The organism is Methanomassiliicoccales archaeon, assembly GCA_038740345.1.
In the GTDB taxonomy this organism is placed as follows: Archaea; Thermoplasmatota; Thermoplasmata; order Methanomassiliicoccales; family UBA472; genus JAJRAN01.
Genome location: JAVYMA010000028.1, coordinates 1 through 17777 on the forward strand (window position 1 = coordinate 1; position 17777 = coordinate 17777).

Genomic DNA, 17777 nt, shown 5'->3' on the forward strand with positions numbered 1-17777 from the left:
CGTCACTGTAGAGGTGGCCGCCGACGACGAGAGGTCCGCGGCGGAGAAGATCCTCTCCACCTTCGGCAGCAGGCACCGCGTTGTGCGCAAGGACGTTCTTATAAAAGAGCTTGTTCCCTTGAAGGCGGAGGAGATCACGGACCCGGTGGTCAAGCACCAGGTCGGTGGTGCCAAGTGAACGAGCAGGAGCTGAGACAAGCTCTAGCCACGCTGGAGCTTTTCCGCGCCCAAGCGGAGACTCTCCTGGAACAGCAGCAAATAATCCAAATCTCTCTGGAGGAGTACACCAGGGCCCGCCAGACACTAGAGAAGTGGAAGGAAGCCTCCCCAGGAGAGGAGGTCCTGGTGCCCATAGGGGGCAATTCCTTCGTCTATGCCAAGGTCTCTGACAATACCAAGGCGCTGGTGGGTGTCGGTTCTGGGGTCACGATCGAGCGCACGGTGGATGAGGCTATAAAGACATTGGAAGCCAGGATTGCCGAGCTTTCCGAAGCTGCCAAGAAGGTGAGTGAAAGCCTCATGGTAATTGAGCAGCGCTCGGCGCAGCTGCAGCAAGTGGTGCAGGCCGAATACGAGCGCCTGCAGCAGCAGGTATGAGGGTTAGATGTTCGAGGCCCTGAAGAAGCTGTTCTCCCGCAAAAAGGTGGAGGAGCCCCTTCCCGAGAGGGCGGCAGATGTCATAGGCGATTCTGGCCGCAAGATCGACGAGAAAGAATTGGACGAGATTCTATGGGACCTGGAGCTGGGACTGATGCAGGCCGATGTGGCAGTCCCGGTGGTAGAGGAGATAAAGAAGAACGTGCGGGCAGAGCTGTTGGGAAAGAGGGTGGACAAGCGCTTTGCCGTGGAAGATGCAGTAAGGCTATCACTTAAGAACGCGGTGGAAGCCGTTTTAAGCCAGAATAAATTCGACTTCGATGAGTTCGTGGAGAGGCACGAGCGGCCAGTGATAATTATGTTCGTGGGCATCAACGGCACGGGGAAGACCACGTGCATCGCCAAGATCGCCCATCGCTTGCAGCAAAAGGGTATGAGCACCGTTATATCCGCCTCTGATACCTTCAGGGCTGGGGCGATAGAACAGATAAGCATTCATGGAGAGAAGCTGGGCAGCAAGGTCATCAAGCATTCCCCAGGAGGCGATCCGGCAGCGGTTGCCTTCGATGCCGTGGACCATGCTAGGGCACGAAAGAAGGACGTGGTACTCATAGACACCGCGGGAAGGATGCAGACCAACACCAATCTGATGGATGAGATGAAGAAGATAAAACGCGTGGTCAAGCCTCATCTGGTAGTATTCGTGGGGGATGCGCTGGCAGGGAACGATGCCATCGAGCAGGCGCGTGCTTTCGACGCTGCGGTAGGCATCGATGCCGTCATACTAACGAAAATTGATGCCGATGCTAAGGGGGGCGCCGCGCTGTCCATCGCCTATACCATCAAGAAGCCGATAGCCTTCCTATCAACAGGGCAGGAATACGAAGACATCATCAAGTTCGACAGTAAATGGATGGTGGAGCGTCTTTTCTCCAGCTGATCCCCCATGTTAGATCGCAAGTCGACTTCGTCGTTGCTGCATGCGGTCGTTTATTTCCTTAATGAAGAGAGAAGCAAAGCGAACCCAGCACCGCGGCGTACACCTTGGCATCGCCTACCATATTCTCCACCCTGCAGTACTCGTTGACGCTGTGAGCCATCTCATCAACCGTTTCCCAGACATAGGCGTCATAGCCTGCGAGGCGGAACAGATTGGCGCAAGTGCCACCTCCTATGCCCCTTGCATGCGCGTCCACGCCCTTCACCTTCTTGATGGCGCTGGCAAGAGTCATGAGTGCAATGCTATCCGTGCTGGAAGGACGTCCTGAGCGATTCATCTGATCCACTTCCACGGTGATCTTGGCGCCGCTGCGCTGTTCGAACAAGCGCGCCACACTCCTGACCGTCTCCACCACTTCCTCGGGTTCGTATCTGGGAAGTACACGGGCATCGAACCAGAAAGTATCCTCACCAGGAATGGTGTTGACATTCCCTACCGTCTCTAATCGCTTGGTGGGTTCGAAGGTGCTGACCGGGGGCAGGAAGGTCGCGTCCACCTCTCCATATCGAGCGTTCAGATGCTCCACCAGGAAATCTATCAATTGGCTTCCTAGCTTCATGGCATTTATGCCCTTTTGCGGCGTGGAAGCGTGAGTCTGTCTCCCTTTCACCTTCACCTTCAGCCATAGTATGTGCTTCTCCGCCACCTCAATCACGGAGCCATCTGGAACGCCGAAATCAGGTACATAGATGAAGTCGTTCTTATGGAAGACGTTCTCCTCCAAGAGGAATTTTATGCCCTTGGTGTTGCCCGTCTCCTCATCCGAGACCACGGCCAATCCCATCCCTCTCTCCGGGACCATGCCGAGTTCGTTCAAGGCCCTGGCAGCGAACATGGTGCCGATAAGCGATTGACCGTTATCCTCGGCGCCCAAGCCATAGAGCTTCCCATCCACCACCTTTGGGGAAAAGGGGGGATAGGTCCAGGCATCCAGATTGCCCGGGGTAACAGTGTCCATATGGGTGACTATCCAAACCATCTGTTCAGACAGTCCTTTCCTTTTGGCCACCACGTTGGGCCGCAAGCGTAGCCGCACCCTCTCGTCCAGGACATCGTACATTTCTATGTCTTCAAAACCGCACCTCTCCGCTAATTCCCTTACGAAGCGCGCGCGCTCGAACTCCCCCTCCCCTCCATTCTCCGGTCCTATCGCAGGGATGCGTAGCAGCTCTGTAAGCGCCTCTATCATCTCGCCCTTGTAACCCTCGACGGTGGAGATCACCTCATCCAAGGAAGGCATCGCTTATCCCAACGGGTGATGAGATTTACATCGATTAATAACTATAGCTCTGCCTTAAAATGGGCGATTCTTTGCCCTCATCTCACGACGCTCATCGCCACGGCATTGCCTCCTCCGAGGCAGAGTGTCACCAGGCCCCGATGCGCTCCCCTTTTAGCCATAGCGTGCACCAATGTAGTCAGCACACGCGCCCCGCTGCACCCAATGGGATGGCCGAGAGCGATCGCACCTCCATTGACGTTGAAGCGATTCTCAGGAACCCCCAACTCCCTCCGCACCGCCACGGAAGCGGTGGCGAAGGCTTCGTTATGCTCGAATAGATCGACATCCTCCATGGTCAGGCCCAGTCTGCGAAGCAGTTCCCGCGTGGTGGGGATGGGCGCTTCCATGATCAGCTTGGGCTCGACCCCTCCTGTATGATATCCTTCGATCTTGGCCAAAGGCTTGAGACCACGCTCCTCGGCGAAGCGCCTAGAAGAGATCACCAATGCAGATGCCCCATCGCTGAGCTGGGAAGCGTTGCCAGCAGTCACGATTCCTCCTTCCATGAACACCGGCTTCAATTTTGATAGAGCTTCTAAGCTGGTATCAGGACGTACTCCCTCATCCACCTTGAATTCCATTTCGCCCTTCTTGGAGCTTATGCGTAAGGGCACGATCTCCTCCTCGAATCTGCCCTGCGCGATGGCCTCACTGGCCTTCCTATGGCTCTCCAGCGCCATCAAATCCGCCTCCTCTCTCGTGACGTGAAAACGCTGGGCCACAATCTCAGCCGTCATGCCCATATGCATGTCGTTAAAAGAGTCCCAAAGGCCGTCGCGCACCATATGATCGATTATCTTATTGTCGTTGAGGCGGTAGCCGAAGCGCGCCTGATGCAGGAGATAGGGGGCCATGTTCATGTTCTCCATTCCTCCTGCCACCACGACCTGATGCTCCCCTGCCTTTATGGCATTGGCGGCGAGCATCACCGCCTTTAGGCCGGAACCGCAGACCTTATTCACGTTCAGCGATCCGATCTCGGGGCGGAGGCCGGCACGCATGGCAGCCTGTCTCGCCGGATTCTGGCCCACTCCAGCGCTGAGAACTATGCCCATTATGCACTCTTCGATGTCCTTCGCCTCCAGGCCGGCGCGGTTCACGCTCTCCCGGATCACCGTAGCCCCCAGCTCCACCGCTGGTACGTCCTTCAGCGTCCCACCGAACTTTCCCATGGCCGTCCGTACAGCGCTAAGAATAACGACCTCGTCGTCCCTCGTGCTCATCGCCTCGCGGCGCCGAAGAAGGTATCCATATAAAAAATTGACGATGATGGGATACGACCATGGTCGAAATCATGGAAGGAGTTGACGCTTAAGCGGCATGCTGAGGTGTCGTCGGGCCCTGACGGGTGGCTCATACCAACCCGGGACCAGGTCTCTTGTCATTTCTTCTCTTTTTTCGCCTCCCTTTGACTTTTGCCCACAGCGCTTGCAGCGGTACCAGCCACTCACCCCCATGGATTTCATGCTCTTCGAACACTGGGGACAGATGGGATTGGAAACTTTACGCCAATCGCGCGCCAGTTCTGTTACGCACAGCTTTTCCAGATTGAGGGTGCGAGGATTCTCTCTGAGTTCGCCCATCACAACCACCTCATCGCCGGCGATGAGTTTGCGGACCACCTCGCGGAACTCCTTCGAAGGCTCATAAGCGGCGCATTCCACTTCTCCTACTTTTGTGCTGAGGCCTAAAATCACATGTCCTCCGGCAATGGTGCGAGGAGCTTTCGAGACCTTACCTTGCACGCAATAAGAGCTCCATGGCCTTAATTCCGACCATTTTCTTATTATGTGATCATCCGTTCCTTGATTAGTTATGAATATAAGCCAGCGGTCGATGGCTTCGCCACGGATAGAGCGCATGGCGATTGGCAGCACTGAAGGATCGTCGCCCCTGATGCCAAAGAGGATGGGGCATGGAGAATGTGGCACTATTACCGGCCTCTGAGCCACGCTATCATAATTGTTGAAGGTGGAGGGGAATAGTGAATCCAGCAGAGCCACATCCTCTGGTCTTACTTCCCGAGGGCTGCCCCACCGCTCCCTGGTCCTATAGGCTAAGATCTCATAGGTTCTGTCCCTCGGCCTCCATGACATTGCTGCGCTGGCACCGATGATCCCCCGCCCTCCGGCCAATTCAAAAAATGACGCTCCAACGCGATGAAGCTCTTCCAATACTTCTTCCTTTCTCACTATCTCGCGTACCGTCCTCCAATACAACCTTTGCGAGGGTTGGCGCTCGCTGACGACCATGCCAGGGCTGGCGTCCTCTTGAGTTCGGGACCACTTAGTCAACAGTTGATGGCATAGTTCCAACACCTCATCACGATCTGGGGCTCCTTTAGATCTTGAATAGCTCTTGATCTCCCTGCCTTCAATCTCGCCAATAATCGAGCTCTGTCCCGCTCCGTGACCGAGCCTTAAGCAGAGGGCTCCATTCCCTCTCGTTTTCCATGGGACGGAAGGATTGAGGCGGACTAGTCTTGGGAAGCCGATAAGGTCGTACTGCGGCAAGGCTCGAATTATTTCGGTGGCTAGGAAGGTAGTGCACATGAAATTGGTGGAGTCCGTGTCGTCGAAGGCGATGTACATGCTCGTTGGTGAGGAGTGTTCTCTGGTCTAAACCCTTTTCGATTGGGCTAGCTTTTGATGATCACTAGGGATCTGATGAAATAAAATTGCGGGCTATCGGAGGGTTGCAGAATAACCTCCACGATGGATGATTGGGGTGGGGGAGCGAGTCCCAATGAACGGGGTAGGAATCCTTTGGCCAGCGAGCCGTGAGCGTCTTCCAATTCCAGCACCCAGCCGTTTTGGGACTCATTTGCGCTACGCACACGGCACACCATTTGTATCTTGCTATCTGAGGGGTATTTGGAGTTGAAATCCTGCGATATTGGAAGGGAAGGGTCAGAGAGGGCAATCATGATTACGACCGAGAGACAGGATAGGAGGAGCAGAGCTTGCAGGGACCTCATAATGTTGATTTTCGTAGAGGTGGCATTTCCCCTTTCGGTTTACATTTAATTCTCTGAGCTAGATAAGAAAAATATAATCGAATTTTGATGCGCATGAACATGCCTAAGCCATTCGAAGTGGAGCATGCTCTGGGCATCGCTATCATGGCTTCAAGCGTTGGCGCATTGCTGTCTGCTATAAGCCTTGTCCAGATAACAGTTGATGATATTGGTCTTGGGGGTTGGGCCTATTGGTTACTTGTGATTGGTTTCATAGTGTTTATTGTAGGCTTGCTTTTATTGATAGGATATCTGCGAAGGGCGAGTGAGTTCGAGCGATATATGAAGATAGAGAGTAAAGCAGAATTCATAAGAAGTCAGGACGCTGCTGAGTATATTGCGTGGCGTATGCCGACAAAGTATGAGAAGCGATTAAAGAAGAAGAAGGAAGAGCTAGGTATCAAGTGATGAGGGGGACCCCTCTATTTCCTGTGGAAATCTCGGTAATCGCAAAATAATGGCCTCGCCTTTCAAATTTTGGTGTCTTATGCTGTATTGAGTGAGTCAAGAATGCATTATTCAGACGAATAGAATTCGATTTTTCCTCCAAGGCTGTTAACCTTAGCTGTCAACACCATGATATCTATAGATCTGCATGAGCCTTTGATTTGTATGCTATTTGAGCGTTCGATTTCGAAGATCTCAGCCTTTTCGTGAAGCGAGGAAATGAAACTTTCAACACCTTCGGCATGAGGTAATGTTATCTCAAAGCGATTTTGAACAGCGAAACGTCTTATTATTGCCGAACGAAGTTTTTCGATTCCTTGTCCTGTTCTCGTCGATGTGAAATAATATTCACAGGAAGGGAATCTATTCTTGATGAAGTCCAGGATATTCATTATCTTATTCTCATCCAGCAAATCTATTTTATTAAGTATCACGATAATTTTGTTAGAATCAACCTCAGGAAAAAGTATCTTCTCTGACGTGTCTATTTTTCTTTCAACTTCTTTTAGATTTTCTGAGATGTCGATAGTGTAAAGTATCAAATCCGCGGAAAAAATCTCTGTCAGCGTGCTTTTGAAAGCTTCAATTACATATGGCGGAAGATCTTGGATGAAGCCAATAGTGTCGGTAAGCAAGATAGGAAGTGATGTTCCTTGCATTCTTTTCGTTGTGGTGGTTAAGGTAGAGAACATTTCATCTTGAATGACTACTTCCTTTCCAGTTAATATTTTCATCATAGATGATTTTCCTGCGTTCGTGTATCCAGCGAAGGAAACCAGAATGAAACCATCCTTTCTTCTGCTTTTCCTTCTATTCTCTTCAGAAGAGTGGATTGAAGCTAGCTCTTTGTCAATACGCCGTATTCTGGTTCTAATAAGGTCATAATAGACATCAACTGCATATTCTCCTCCAGCAAGGAAGCCAGGATGTTCCCCTGCCTTGGCGCTATGAATCCATTCTCTCAGAAGAGGTATTTCGTATCGAAGCCTTGCTTTCTCTACTTGAAGCTTAGATTTCCTGTCGTTTGCTCTTAGCATGAATATTTCGAGCACCAGACGAATACGATCGATACACTCAATTTTCAAGAAGTTCTCTAAATGATAATGCTGTGAAGGACGAAGCTCACCATTAATTAACAAAGTGTCAACACGCCTCTGCAAAGTTATATCTTTTAACTCATTCAATTTCCCTTTCCCGATGAAGGTTAATGGATCTGGATATGAGCGTTTTTGATAGATTACATAGATGATATCATAGCCCGCACTGCTAGCAAGCTCTTCTATCTCCTTAAGGTTCTTATCTAGGGTAACGATTGCACAAGTTTTTCCCATCATTTCTATTTCTTAAATAGACAGCTTTAATAATGAATATGATTCTGCAACACATTTATCGAGGACAATTTTTTCTGGCATAACAAAATCAAAAGAAAGTGTTGTCTAACAAAAAACCTTGATGATATAGCTCATAAGTCCTTATCCATCATCTGTCCTTGTAGTTATTAGATGAGTTTAAAGTGAAAGCCTACAAGAATAGTCATTTAGAAGACGCAGAATTGCTTGCCTGTCATGGAAGCAATCAGCAAATAAACCTCAGCTTTAACTCAATAGTTGTTGCTATGATTTTCCAAGTTTCCACAGGAAATAAAGGGGTGGGGGGTCTACGAAAAATCACGCGAAAAGTTAACGGACTAAATAGAATCTGGATTCTAAAAATAAAAGAAAGGTTCATGTAATGCTTAGCATCTTTTCCACTGAAACTCGCTTCGGCGGAGTCCATTTCCACAGGAAATAAAGGGGTGGGGCATTGCCATCGCCCTGAGGTTTAGGGGGGCTCAAGTGGAAGACAACGTCTTTACTCAATACCTCACAGGAAAACAGATATTTCGCAGAAATCGAGAGATACTACGCCCATCCTACATTCCTGATGCTCTGCCCCATCGACAAGGCCAAATCAATCAGCTGGCGCAAATAATGGTTACAGCACTAAAAGGTGAAAGACCATCCAACGTCCTGATATTTGGAAAGACAGGAACAGGTAAGACAGCAGTGGTTAAGTATTTAGGGAACGAAATCCGCAAGGCCGATTCTGAATTGAATCGCGTGACTTTCCTTTACATGAATTGCGAAGTAGTGGATACGCAATACGGTGTCCTACAGAATATTGGGAATCAATTCATACAGGACTTTGAAGAGCGCATTCCTTTCACAGGGTGGTCCACAGAGAGAGTCTACAACATCCTACGTGAGAAGATAGACGAGCAGAATCGCGTGGTCATTATCGTCTTGGATGAAATAGACAAGTTGGTCTATAAAAGTGGGGATGACGTCCTTTATCATCTCTCCAAGGTGAACGACGATTTGATGAAGGCGAGGGTGAGTATAATCGGAATCTCAAACGATTTGAAATTCACTGAGTTCTTGGATCCCCGCGTTCGAAGCAGATTGGGCGAGGAAAAGATGGTCTTCCCTCCATATAACGCGGAGCAGCTCCAGGACATATTGAATCAGAGGGCATCCTTGGCCTTCGACCCAGGAACTTTGGAAGGGCCGGTGATACCTCTTTGTGCCGCCCTAGCAGCGCAAGAGCATGGAGATGCCAGACGTGCCCTTGATTTGTTACGCATAGCGGCAGAGATCGCAGAGCGCAATAATGATGATAAGATAACCGAAGCCCATGTTTACAAAGCCAAGAACAAGATAGAGTTGGACTGCGTCACAGAAGCGGTTAAGACGCTACCAACACAGTCGAAGTTGGTCCTCTTAGGAATACTGATGAATGAAGAGAAGAATAACGGTCGATTGACTACTGGAGATGTATATGAGACCTATAGAGACCTGTGCAGGGTGGTAGGTGTGGCCTGTCTCACGCAACGCAGGGTCACGGATTTGATTTCGGAGTTGGACATGTTAGGCATCATCCATGCGAGAGTTAAATCATTCGGCCGTGGAGGCCGCACTAAAGAGATAGAATCAGCAGTACCTCTGGCCGAGACTAAGCGGACTTTGGAGGAGGACGAGATCCTCCAGCCACTCAAAAACTACAAGCCAAAAACGCAGACCACACTTATCTAGTCAACCCTTGTCCTTACCCTTCCCTTTTCTTGAACTGGAGGAGCCACCCTTCCCACTCTTCTCCATAGAATTTTTCTTCCGCTGAGCAGCCTTACCTTTTCCCAATCCCGCATCGTCAGTGCCCGAAGCGCTTTCTTTTGTGCCCTTTTCTTCTTTTTTCTTCTCTGGAAGATGCAAGGCCTTGCGCATTTTGGAACGTAAATCTATGCCCTTATGCTCTAGGATTATAGTCGAGGCATCTATGGCGATTGGCACCCCTATTATCAGGCCTAAACTGATGAGAAGATTACTCTGGGAGTTAGGGGGTATGGGCACTCTTGAAGCCTGCCCGTTCACATATAACTTGATGAGTCCGAACCAAGGGATCTCGCCTCGAGCCACTCCGCTTATCCACTCATCCTTGACAGGCCTCCAGCATATCCCACCGATGGAGTTCTGATCGATAATGCCGTGATTATTGTCTCCCAAAGTTATCAGTCCTCCATGGGGTGAGATATGCATAGCCGCGAAGTTGTTGAGCATGGTGGCAAAGTCAATTCTTACCTGGACGCCGTCATGTCCTATCTCATTGAGTATCAAGGTCGTTTTGATGTTGTACCAAGTAGAGGGGCCACCGCTGACCTGCCATAAGTCTCGCGGCAAATCTCTGAGGGCGGGAACGTCGAATCCGCCACCGCTCTGATTATACTCCACTCTGCAAATGGCGCGATGAATTATTGGAGTTCTGACCTCGCTGCCTAAGGGCCGGTATATCACTACATCTCCTAAACTACCATAGGTTGAGTATCCGCTTGGATAGCTTTCCAGATAAGGTTTAATATCTGTGGCAGAGCGCACGGTCTTCAGAATGACCATATCACCTGTGTCGATGATGCCTATATAAGAGCGTTGGTCAGAATGCTGCATGCTGGGTGATTCCACTACTACCAGAGGAGGCCAAATGCCCGCATACAGCCAAAGCCCGCCAATAAAAATTAGAACGATGACGGCGGCCAAGATCAGACCCGAAAAAGGCCTCAGCAGCTTTTTCAACCGGCTCTTGGCGGACATGCGGGCTTCAAACTTCATTTCATTATTTTATGTCTTCCCTCGCTCGCTTATCATTTCAACAATGCAAACAGGGCAAGATTATTATCCTTTGTAAAATGTGGGAGGCTCGTGGTTAGACCCGACAACGACACATACTTCATGCGCATGGCCGATCTGGTGGCAAGTCGCTCCACCTGCCTGAGGCGTCAAGTGGGGGCAGTGGTGGTCAAAGAGAAAAGAGTTCTCACCACTGGATACAACGGCGCCCCGAAGGGCTTGAAGCATTGCGCAGAGGTAGGGTGCGTGAGGCTTCAGAACAATATAGAATCAGGTACGAGGCACGAGCTCTGTCGGGGGGTTCATGCTGAACAGAACGCGGTCATACAGGCAGCGTATTTCGGCGTCAGCATCAAGGACGCCACGATTTATACCACGACTTATCCGTGCGTGTTATGTGCGAAAATCCTGGTGAATGCAGGCATTCGCGAGGTAATTTATAAGGACGAATATGTGGACCTGCTTTCCAAGGCGATTTTGGAAGAGAGTGGCGTGATCGTTAAGAGATATATCCCTCCATTGGAAGCAGAGGAACCCTAGGCAGACAGTCATGAGCTTATGCGTACTTCTAAGGAGTAGGCCAGCTTATTCTGTTTTTTGAAGTATTCTTAAGCGTCTAGAAGAGGCACTATTTCAAAGCCTATAAATATAATCATGATATTGTCGGCCTAACCTTCGGGGGATCGCCTTTGAGTAGGGCCGAAACACTTCTAAAGATTAAGGAAGCCGAGGCAAAAGCGGCGGCCATCGTGAAGGAGGCTGAAGAGCGTCAGAAATTGACCATCTCCTCTGCTAAGAGGGATGCGGCCCGCATGCTGCAGGAGGCCGAGGCAAAGATAAAGGCGGATATGGAAGCGGCTTTCGCCAAGGAAAAGTCCCTAATTGCTTCCCAAAAAGAGGAAATATTGAAGAAGGCAAGAGATGAGGCGACGAGGATCGCTAACAAAGCCTCATCCAATATCCCGAGGGCTAAGCAGTACCTTAAGGAGCAATTCGAGAGGGCTCTGGATGCTACTCCCTGAGGAAATCACTAAAGTCCTAATCGTAGGATCTAAAGAGCATCTGAAGGATACCATCGACATATTGTATTCGGTGGAGTGTGTCCATCCAATCGATTTCTCTGCTGAGGAGGAAGGTTTCTCACTCGGCACCCCTATGCCAGTGGCCTCAGAGATATCCGCCAAACTTCTGAAGCTCCGCGCCTTGGAAAAGGACATGGGCGTGGAAAGAGAGGAAGTAGCGGATAAAATCGAAGTTTCGCAAATAAGGAAGGATCTCGACTCGGCCATATCCACGCTTAGCAAAGAAATATCCGAGGCGTTGGAGAAAAAGAATCAATTAACGTCAAAATTACAAGAGCTGGACAGCACTCGCAAGCAGGTGGAGCCCTTCGCTTCGCTTCCACTTGATTTGGAAATGTATCGAGGTTACTCTTTTTTGGTCGTTTTCACTGGATTCGTAAAATCAATTTCCGAAGAGGATTTAACGGGAAAGATAAAAAATTTCGAGCTTTTCCTCTCACCCGATAAGCGTTTCTTGGCTCTCTTCGTAGCTAAAGAGGAAGCAGCTGAAGCCCAGAAGCTTTTGGTACAGAATGGCTATATGGAATATCTTCCACCAAGGTTGGATGGAAGCCCAGAGAAAGTCATATCAACATTAGATGGCGAGATTGCATCCGTCAAGGCCAAAATAGAGGAGGCAGAAAGCCACATAGCGTCGTTGCGTGAGAGATATCAGTCCTTCATGCTGGCTAGCGACGAGGAGCTGAGCATACAGGTGGAAAAGGCTGAACTGCCTTTGCGCATGGGAGCGACTGAGCATGCCTTCGTTCTTGATGGCTGGGTTCCTACGAAGAACGTATTGGCCTTGCAAAAGGCGTTGGATGAGAAAGTAGGAACCGGATGCCATCTTGAGGTATTGGAGACCGTTCCTAGAAGGATGCACATTCATCCTGAGGAAGCAAAGCCTGGAACGGAGAAGATTCATGTCGTTGAAGAACCTCCATCTAAACTATCGCCGGGAAAGACGATAGGAAAGTTCTCATTTCTGACGGAACTCATATCTATTCCGAAATATAACGAACTGGATCCGACAAACATCCTCTCTATAACCTTCCCGCTCTTTTTTGGCTTGATGGTCGGTGACTTGGCCTATGGGGTAGCGTTCTCTATCTTGGGCTACATCGGGCTAAGGAAGTGCCGCACAAGTGAATGGAGGGTAATTGCCACCATGCTCTTCTTCGGTGGGATATGGGCTACCATATTTGGCTTATTCCTCTTTGGGGAGGCCTTTGGTATGCACTTCGGGCCTCAGTGGGTGGCTCACGGCGGAGAGAGCATCGAGGAATTGAAGGAGCTTTATCCTTTGGGAAATGAGCTTTCCTGGTCATCCATGCTGGGAACAGCTTTGCCACAATTGGGGATGTTGAGCAAACTACACGACGTTAAAATTTTCCTCTTCGCTACACTTTTCATCGGCCTTGCCCACCTGGCCATTGGTTTCATTTTAGGCATATATAACAAAAATAAACAGCATGGTTTAAAGGACGCGTTCTTTGAGAAGATGGGCTGGTTAATGATCCTCTTCGGCCTGTTTCTGGTGCTTCTATTCATGGTGAACATGCTAATTCAGCCCATCTCCTGGATGGGATTCCCAGCAGTGGATTTATATATTTATATCGGGCTAGGTCTAATTATTCCTGGCATCATCATCGCTTATATTGGAGAAGGTGGAGGTGCGATTCTTGAGTTACCTGCTCTCTTCACAAATGTGCTCTCTTACAGCCGTTTGGCTGCCATAGGGATGTCGAAGGCAGGCATGGCCATGGCCTTCAACATGATCGCAATTGAGATGCTAGCCCCGGCGGGAGGGGCGATGTTGCTTTTCGCCATAGTGGTGTTCATGATAGGACATCTAACGATATTCATGCTGGCGGTCATTTCCGCCGGACTGCACTCGGTTAGGCTCCATTACGTAGAACTCTTCACGAAGTTCTATACTGGAGGCGGGACAAAATTCTCCCCGCTTAGGATAGTTAGGAAGTATACGACAGAGAGGTGAAAAAATGGACGCAGGAATGATAGCAATAGGTGCTGGTTTGGCAGTAGGTATAGCAGGCCTTGCCTCTGCATGGGCTGAGAAGGAGATCGGGTCGGCCGCCATAGGCGCCATGGCTGAGGACGAGAAACTGTTCGGTAAGGGTCTCATTCTTACCGTCATCCCAGAGACGATTGTGATCTTTGGGCTGGTCATGGGCATTCTGCTTTGGACATCTATGGGCCAATTCGCTCCGTAAAGGAAACAGTCAACCAGAGGCCTGTTCATGGCGCTAGAACGAGTGGTCGAGAAAATCCTGGAAAATGCCAGGAAGGATGCAGACCAACTCATCGCTGCCGGGGAGAAAGAAAGGGGAGTGATCTTAGCTCAAGCTAATGAAGCCATCACGAGACGCAGGGCCGAGAGCGAGAAAAGCATAGAGGAGTCGGTCAAACGTCTGAGGCAACAGGAGTTATCCAGTGCCGAACTTGAAGCTAAGAGGGTCGTCCTCAATACAAAAAAGGAAGTGCTTGACAGGACCTTCGAGGAAACAATGAAGGAGCTGGCAAGGCTAAGCCAATCTGAGAAGGCAAGGATTTACTCGAAGATATTGGAGAATGGTATCAAGGTCGTTTCCAAACCTACAGTCTATTGCCCAAGGGGAGAATCTCCCCTTGTTAGCTCCCTTCCTGGCGTGGGCTCTGTAATTGAAATGGATATGGGCCCGGGCCTGGTTCTCGAGTCAAGAGACGGTTTAGTAAGGTTGGATTTTCAGTTTGATACCATCTTAGAAAGCATCTGGGAGAAGGAATTAAAGAACGTATCTGGCATCCTGTTTGGGTGAAGAAATGCGGATTCCACGCTGGGGTAGAAAGGGCAATTATTCTTATGCCTGCGCCAGAGTTAAGGCTAAGAAAAAATTCCTGCTCTCAAAGGACAACTACCCTAAGCTGTTGATGATGGACCTGAATGAGATTGGCCGTTTCCTAGGTGAGACCCAATATAAGGTGGAGATGGCAGCTCTGGCATCCAAGTGGGATGGGGTGAACCTAATTGAGCTGGGTACGAGTAGAAACCTGGCCAGGGTTTATACAGAGATTTTAGGGTTCACTAAAGGAGATCTCAGAGAGATGGTTGCCAGCTATCTAGGTAGGTGGGACGCCTGGAATATCAAAACCATCCTAAGAGGTAAGTATTATGGAGCTAGCGTAGATGAGATTAAGGAGGATCTTGTCGCTGCGGGCTCGATAAGTGAGGAAACTCTAAATCGCCTGGTTTCGCTAGAGAACGTTCAAGAAGTTCTAGAGGCTCTGAAGGGAATGGAAACCATTCAGTTGTCAGAGGAATTAATTTCCTCAGTGGAACGCACAGGCACGTTAGCTCAGATTGAAGACTATTTGGATAAGGTCTATTATGAGAGATTGCTGAGCAAAATCGATAGAAGATCCAAGGCGGGCAAGGAATTCTACTCTTATGTCGCTCGGGAGATTGATGTGCTCAACGTGATGACTTTGCTTAAATGCAAAAGGGAAAACCTATCCGCTGATCGGATTACTGGCTTTTTCGTCCCTGGAGGAGAGGAAATTGACCAGAAGGAGTTCATCAGACTAGCGACAGTGGAGGGGATGGATAAGCTTTTATCTGAACTCTCGAACCTTCGCATGTTTTCCGAGAACAAAGAAGGTCTGGAAGCGTTCAGGCGTACTGGCTCGCTGGCGGAGATATCCTTGGCTCTGCAAAGATACACTTTAGAATCCTCAGAGAAGTTCTCAAGACTGTATCCGCTTTCAGTACTGCCTATCCTAGATTTTATAATAAGGAAGAAAGTCGAAGTCGATAATATCCGAATCATTGCCAGAGGCAAGGAGAGCGGAATGGATCCCGAACTGATAAAGAGGCTACTGGTGATTTAATGGACATCGCGGTCGTAGGTAGTGACGAATTCGTCCTAGGCTTCAGATTGGCAGGCTTGAAGCGAGTCTATCCTGTCTCGGACGCCGATCTGGAGCGCCGAGTCCTAGAGCTTATCGCGGACTCTACCATCGGTGTCCTTGTCATGAATTCCTCCGACCTAGAGAGGTTGGGGGCTATCACAAGAAGGAAGGTATTGGAGAGTATAGCGCCCGTGGTCGTGCCTATAGGCAAGGGCGAGGGCGACCTTCGCGAGAAGGTGAAGAGAGCTATTGGCGTTGACCTATACAAAACTGAGAGGGGTTGAAATGGCTAATGTAGGTGAGATTAACAGGGTAGCAGGCCCTGTGGTGACTGCGACTGGGATTTCCCCCAAGATGTATGACGTCATCCAGGTGGGCAAGGAAAAGCTCATGGGTGAGGTCATCAAGATCGTGGGCAATAAAACGGTCATCCAGGTTTACGAGGACACTTCGGGGATAAGGCCGGGCGAACCGGTATCATCAACTGGTATGCCTCTGGTCGCTGAGCTTGGGCCTGGGCTTCTAGGAACGGTTTATGATGGCATCTTAAGGCCTCTTCCCGACCTCATGGCCGCCATGGGGGACTTCATTAAGAGAGGCGTGACGGCACCAGCCCTGGACCGTAAGGCCAAGTATACCTTCACCCCCTCAGTGAAAAAGGGAGACAAGGTCACGGAAGGAGCCATCCTCGGGACTGCCCCTGAAAAATCCATTACCCATCGCATCTTGGTACCATTGGGCATGAAGGGCACGGTGGAGGAGATTCGCTCCGGTGATTTCACGGTCACGGATCCGATCGCCACCATAGACGGCAAGCCGGTCACCATGATGCAATTGTGGCCAGTGCGGTATGGGCGACCAGTGAACCGGAAATTGGCGCCCGATGTGCCGCTCTTGACGGGCCAGCGCATTCTGGACACTCTGTTCCCAATATCAAAAGGCGGTACGGCTGCCATCCCTGGCGGTTTCGGGACAGGGAAGACCGTGACGCAGCAGCAATTAGCGAAATGGTCCGATGCAGACATTGTGGTCTATATAGGATGCGGTGAGCGCGGCAATGAGATGACCGAAGTGCTTACCCTCTTCCCTGAGCTGGAGGACCCCAAGACGCACAAGCCCTTGATGGGCAGGACGGTGCTGATAGCCAACACCTCTAACATGCCCGTGGCGGCCAGAGAAGCGTCCGTATACACTGGAATGACGGTGGCCGAATACTACCGGGACATGGGATATGATGTTTCCCTCATGGCCGACTCCACCTCCCGATGGGCTGAGGCGATGAGGGAGATCTCCTCCAGGCTGGAGGAGATGCCAGGAGAAGAAGGGTTCCCTGCCTATCTCTCCGCCAGGCTATCGGAGTTCTACGAGCGCGCGGGCCGGGCGGAGACTCTCTCGGGCAAAGAAGGCTCGGTCTCGGTGGTAGGGGCGGTATCACCTCCCGGAGGGGATCTTTCTGAGCCAGTTACGCAAGCTACGCTACGTATCGTGCGGGTGTTCTGGGCCTTGGATTCCAAACTGCGCGAGCGCAGGCACTTCCCTGCCATCAACTGGCTTACTTCTTATTCACTCTATGGAACCAGCCTTGACGGTTGGTATCGTTCCAACGTGGCTCCCGACTTCCCAGAGCTGCGCGCCTGGGCCATGGAGGTGCTGCAGAAGGAAGCAGAGCTGCAGGAGGTGGTGCAGCTGGTAGGCTCTGATGCCCTGCCGGAGGAGCAGAAGCTCACATTGGAGGTAGCGAGGATGCTGCGCGAGATCGTGCTGCAGCAGAACGCCTACCATCCCGTTGACACCTACTGTCCCATGAAGCGCCAGTATCAAGTGATGAAGACCATCAAGCGCTTCGCAGACCTATCCAAGAGGGCAGTGGAGAATGAAGTATTAGTGGAGCAGATCGCCAACATGCCGCTTCGCACCCGCTTGGGAAAGAGCAAATTCGAGGAGGCAGTGGATAGCGAACTGGAGGCCATCAATAATGAAATGGAAAAGGCCTTCGAAGCCCTGGGAGGTAAATAGATGACTAGCAAAGAGTATAGATCCATATCTCAGATCGCAGGCCCCCTGGTCTTCGTGGAGAGGACGGAACCAGTGGGTTATAACGAGATAGCGGTTGTCACCCTCCCCAGTGGCGAGGAGAGGCGTGGCCAGGTCCTCGATTCCTCACACGAAGTGGTCGTCATCCAGATGTTCGAGGGGACCGCAGGGGTGGAGCGCTCCGCGGGCGTGAAGTTCACGGGCGAGACTCTGCGCATGCCCGTCTCGCAGGATATGCTAGGCCGCATTCTGTCAGGTTCTGGTGAGCCTCTGG

Annotated in this window: 20 protein-coding genes; 14 read left to right on the forward strand and 6 right to left on the reverse strand. The window is 50.5% G+C overall.

The window, feature by feature from the left end; genetic code table 11:
* Window positions 1-174 precede the first annotated feature (174 nt).
* Both pfdA and ftsY read left to right on the forward strand, forming a co-directional pair.
* Entirely contained in the window at window positions 175-597 is a 423-nt protein-coding gene (gene pfdA, locus QW520_08050) for a prefoldin subunit alpha (GenBank protein MEM0449754.1), read from the forward strand.
* Between the two features lie 7 nt (window positions 598-604).
* Complete coding sequence (gene ftsY, locus QW520_08055) at window positions 605-1537, forward strand: signal recognition particle-docking protein FtsY (GenBank protein ID MEM0449755.1); 933 nt, start codon at window positions 605-607, stop codon at window positions 1535-1537.
* Window positions 1538-1595: 58 nt separating this feature from the next.
* Here ftsY and QW520_08060 read toward each other — a convergent pair whose 3' ends face one another.
* From QW520_08060 to QW520_08075, 4 genes are all read right to left on the reverse strand, one after another.
* Window positions 1596-2837: a M20 family metallo-hydrolase gene (locus tag QW520_08060; GenBank protein MEM0449756.1), complete on the reverse strand. Its 1242-nt coding sequence runs from the start codon at window positions 2835-2837 to the stop codon at window positions 1596-1598.
* Window positions 2838-2914: 77 nt separating this feature from the next.
* A complete protein-coding gene (locus tag QW520_08065) occupies window positions 2915-4102 on the reverse strand; it encodes an acetyl-CoA C-acetyltransferase (GenBank protein ID MEM0449757.1) in 1188 nt (395 codons plus the stop codon).
* Between the two features lie 69 nt (window positions 4103-4171).
* On the reverse strand, window positions 4172-5470 hold the full coding sequence (locus QW520_08070) for a tRNA(Ile)(2)-agmatinylcytidine synthase (protein MEM0449758.1): 1299 nt from the start codon (window positions 5468-5470) through the stop codon (window positions 4172-4174).
* Window positions 5471-5517: 47 nt separating this feature from the next.
* On the reverse strand, window positions 5518-5856 hold the full coding sequence (locus tag QW520_08075) for a hypothetical protein (GenBank protein ID MEM0449759.1): 339 nt from the start codon (window positions 5854-5856) through the stop codon (window positions 5518-5520).
* 99 nt (window positions 5857-5955) lie between these two features.
* On the opposite strand from QW520_08075, the gene QW520_08080 reads away from it, so the two are divergent.
* Window positions 5956-6303: a hypothetical protein gene (locus QW520_08080; GenBank protein MEM0449760.1), complete on the forward strand. Its 348-nt coding sequence runs from the start codon at window positions 5956-5958 to the stop codon at window positions 6301-6303.
* Between the two features lie 107 nt (window positions 6304-6410).
* Here QW520_08080 and hflX read toward each other — a convergent pair whose 3' ends face one another.
* A complete protein-coding gene (gene hflX, locus QW520_08085; protein MEM0449761.1) occupies window positions 6411-7676 on the reverse strand; it encodes a GTPase HflX in 1266 nt (421 codons plus the stop codon).
* Between the two features lie 179 nt (window positions 7677-7855).
* On the opposite strand from hflX, the gene QW520_08090 reads away from it, so the two are divergent.
* Both QW520_08090 and QW520_08095 read left to right on the forward strand, forming a co-directional pair.
* Window positions 7856-8074, forward strand: coding sequence for a hypothetical protein (locus QW520_08090; protein ID MEM0449762.1), 219 nt, complete (start codon window positions 7856-7858; stop codon window positions 8072-8074).
* Window positions 8075-8177: 103 nt separating this feature from the next.
* On the forward strand, window positions 8178-9413 hold the full coding sequence (locus tag QW520_08095; protein MEM0449763.1) for an ORC1-type DNA replication protein: 1236 nt from the start codon (window positions 8178-8180) through the stop codon (window positions 9411-9413).
* Here QW520_08095 and QW520_08100 read toward each other — a convergent pair whose 3' ends face one another.
* Window positions 9414-10481 (reverse strand): S26 family signal peptidase, encoded by a 1068-nt coding sequence (locus QW520_08100; GenBank protein MEM0449764.1) that lies wholly within the window; start codon window positions 10479-10481, stop codon window positions 9414-9416. It abuts the gene before it with no gap.
* A gap of 90 nt (window positions 10482-10571) precedes the next feature.
* On the opposite strand from QW520_08100, the gene QW520_08105 reads away from it, so the two are divergent.
* From QW520_08105 to QW520_08145, 9 genes are all read left to right on the forward strand, one after another.
* Window positions 10572-11039 (forward strand): dCMP deaminase family protein, encoded by a 468-nt coding sequence (locus QW520_08105; GenBank protein MEM0449765.1) that lies wholly within the window; start codon window positions 10572-10574, stop codon window positions 11037-11039.
* Between the two features lie 149 nt (window positions 11040-11188).
* Entirely contained in the window at window positions 11189-11521 is a 333-nt protein-coding gene (locus QW520_08110; GenBank protein MEM0449766.1) for a hypothetical protein, read from the forward strand.
* Window positions 11508-13559 (forward strand): V-type ATP synthase subunit I, encoded by a 2052-nt coding sequence (locus QW520_08115; protein ID MEM0449767.1) that lies wholly within the window; start codon window positions 11508-11510, stop codon window positions 13557-13559. Before QW520_08110 ends, QW520_08115 begins: the two co-directional genes overlap by 14 nt.
* Window positions 13560-13563: 4 nt before the next feature.
* A complete protein-coding gene (locus QW520_08120; protein MEM0449768.1) occupies window positions 13564-13794 on the forward strand; it encodes an ATPase in 231 nt (76 codons plus the stop codon).
* A 27-nt stretch (window positions 13795-13821) separates the two neighbouring features.
* Complete coding sequence (locus QW520_08125) at window positions 13822-14379, forward strand: V-type ATP synthase subunit E family protein (protein ID MEM0449769.1); 558 nt, start codon at window positions 13822-13824, stop codon at window positions 14377-14379.
* A gap of 4 nt (window positions 14380-14383) precedes the next feature.
* Entirely contained in the window at window positions 14384-15448 is a 1065-nt protein-coding gene (ahaC, locus tag QW520_08130) for an ATP synthase A1 subunit C (GenBank protein ID MEM0449770.1), read from the forward strand.
* Complete coding sequence (locus QW520_08135) at window positions 15448-15753, forward strand: V-type ATP synthase subunit F (protein ID MEM0449771.1); 306 nt, start codon at window positions 15448-15450, stop codon at window positions 15751-15753. Before ahaC ends, QW520_08135 begins: the two co-directional genes overlap by 1 nt.
* Window position 15754: 1 nt before the next feature.
* The gene (locus QW520_08140; protein ID MEM0449772.1) at window positions 15755-17485 is read left to right on the forward strand and encodes a V-type ATP synthase subunit A; all 1731 of its coding nucleotides are present in this window, start codon (window positions 15755-15757) and stop codon (window positions 17483-17485) included.
* A partial coding sequence (locus tag QW520_08145) for a V-type ATP synthase subunit B (protein ID MEM0449773.1) occupies window positions 17486-17777 on the forward strand: 292 nt, incomplete at its 3' end.

What these genes read in the sequence shown, in the direction of transcription:
- QW520_08115 (MEM0449767.1), top strand. Translation starts at nt 11,508, where the DNA reads ATGCTACTCCCTGAGGAAATCACTAAAGTCCTAATCGTAGGATCTAAA.
- QW520_08080 (MEM0449760.1), top strand. Translation starts at nt 5,956, where the DNA reads ATGCCTAAGCCATTCGAAGTGGAGCATGCTCTGGGCATCGCTATCATG.
- QW520_08120 (MEM0449768.1), top strand. Translation starts at nt 13,564, where the DNA reads ATGGACGCAGGAATGATAGCAATAGGTGCTGGTTTGGCAGTAGGTATA.
- hflX (MEM0449761.1), bottom strand. Translation starts at nt 7,676, where the DNA reads ATGATGGGAAAAACTTGTGCAATCGTTACCCTAGATAAGAACCTTAAG.
- QW520_08125 (MEM0449769.1), top strand. Translation starts at nt 13,822, where the DNA reads ATGGCGCTAGAACGAGTGGTCGAGAAAATCCTGGAAAATGCCAGGAAG.
- QW520_08070 (MEM0449758.1), bottom strand. Translation starts at nt 5,470, where the DNA reads ATGTACATCGCCTTCGACGACACGGACTCCACCAATTTCATGTGCACT.
- QW520_08060 (MEM0449756.1), bottom strand. Translation starts at nt 2,837, where the DNA reads ATGCCTTCCTTGGATGAGGTGATCTCCACCGTCGAGGGTTACAAGGGC.
- QW520_08100 (MEM0449764.1), bottom strand. Translation starts at nt 10,481, where the DNA reads ATGAAGTTTGAAGCCCGCATGTCCGCCAAGAGCCGGTTGAAAAAGCTG.
- QW520_08065 (MEM0449757.1), bottom strand. Translation starts at nt 4,102, where the DNA reads ATGAGCACGAGGGACGACGAGGTCGTTATTCTTAGCGCTGTACGGACG.
- QW520_08075 (MEM0449759.1), bottom strand. Translation starts at nt 5,856, where the DNA reads ATGAGGTCCCTGCAAGCTCTGCTCCTCCTATCCTGTCTCTCGGTCGTA.
- QW520_08140 (MEM0449772.1), top strand. Translation starts at nt 15,755, where the DNA reads ATGGCTAATGTAGGTGAGATTAACAGGGTAGCAGGCCCTGTGGTGACT.
- ahaC (MEM0449770.1), top strand. Translation starts at nt 14,384, where the DNA reads ATGCGGATTCCACGCTGGGGTAGAAAGGGCAATTATTCTTATGCCTGC.
- ftsY (MEM0449755.1), top strand. Translation starts at nt 605, where the DNA reads ATGTTCGAGGCCCTGAAGAAGCTGTTCTCCCGCAAAAAGGTGGAGGAG.
- QW520_08135 (MEM0449771.1), top strand. Translation starts at nt 15,448, where the DNA reads ATGGACATCGCGGTCGTAGGTAGTGACGAATTCGTCCTAGGCTTCAGA.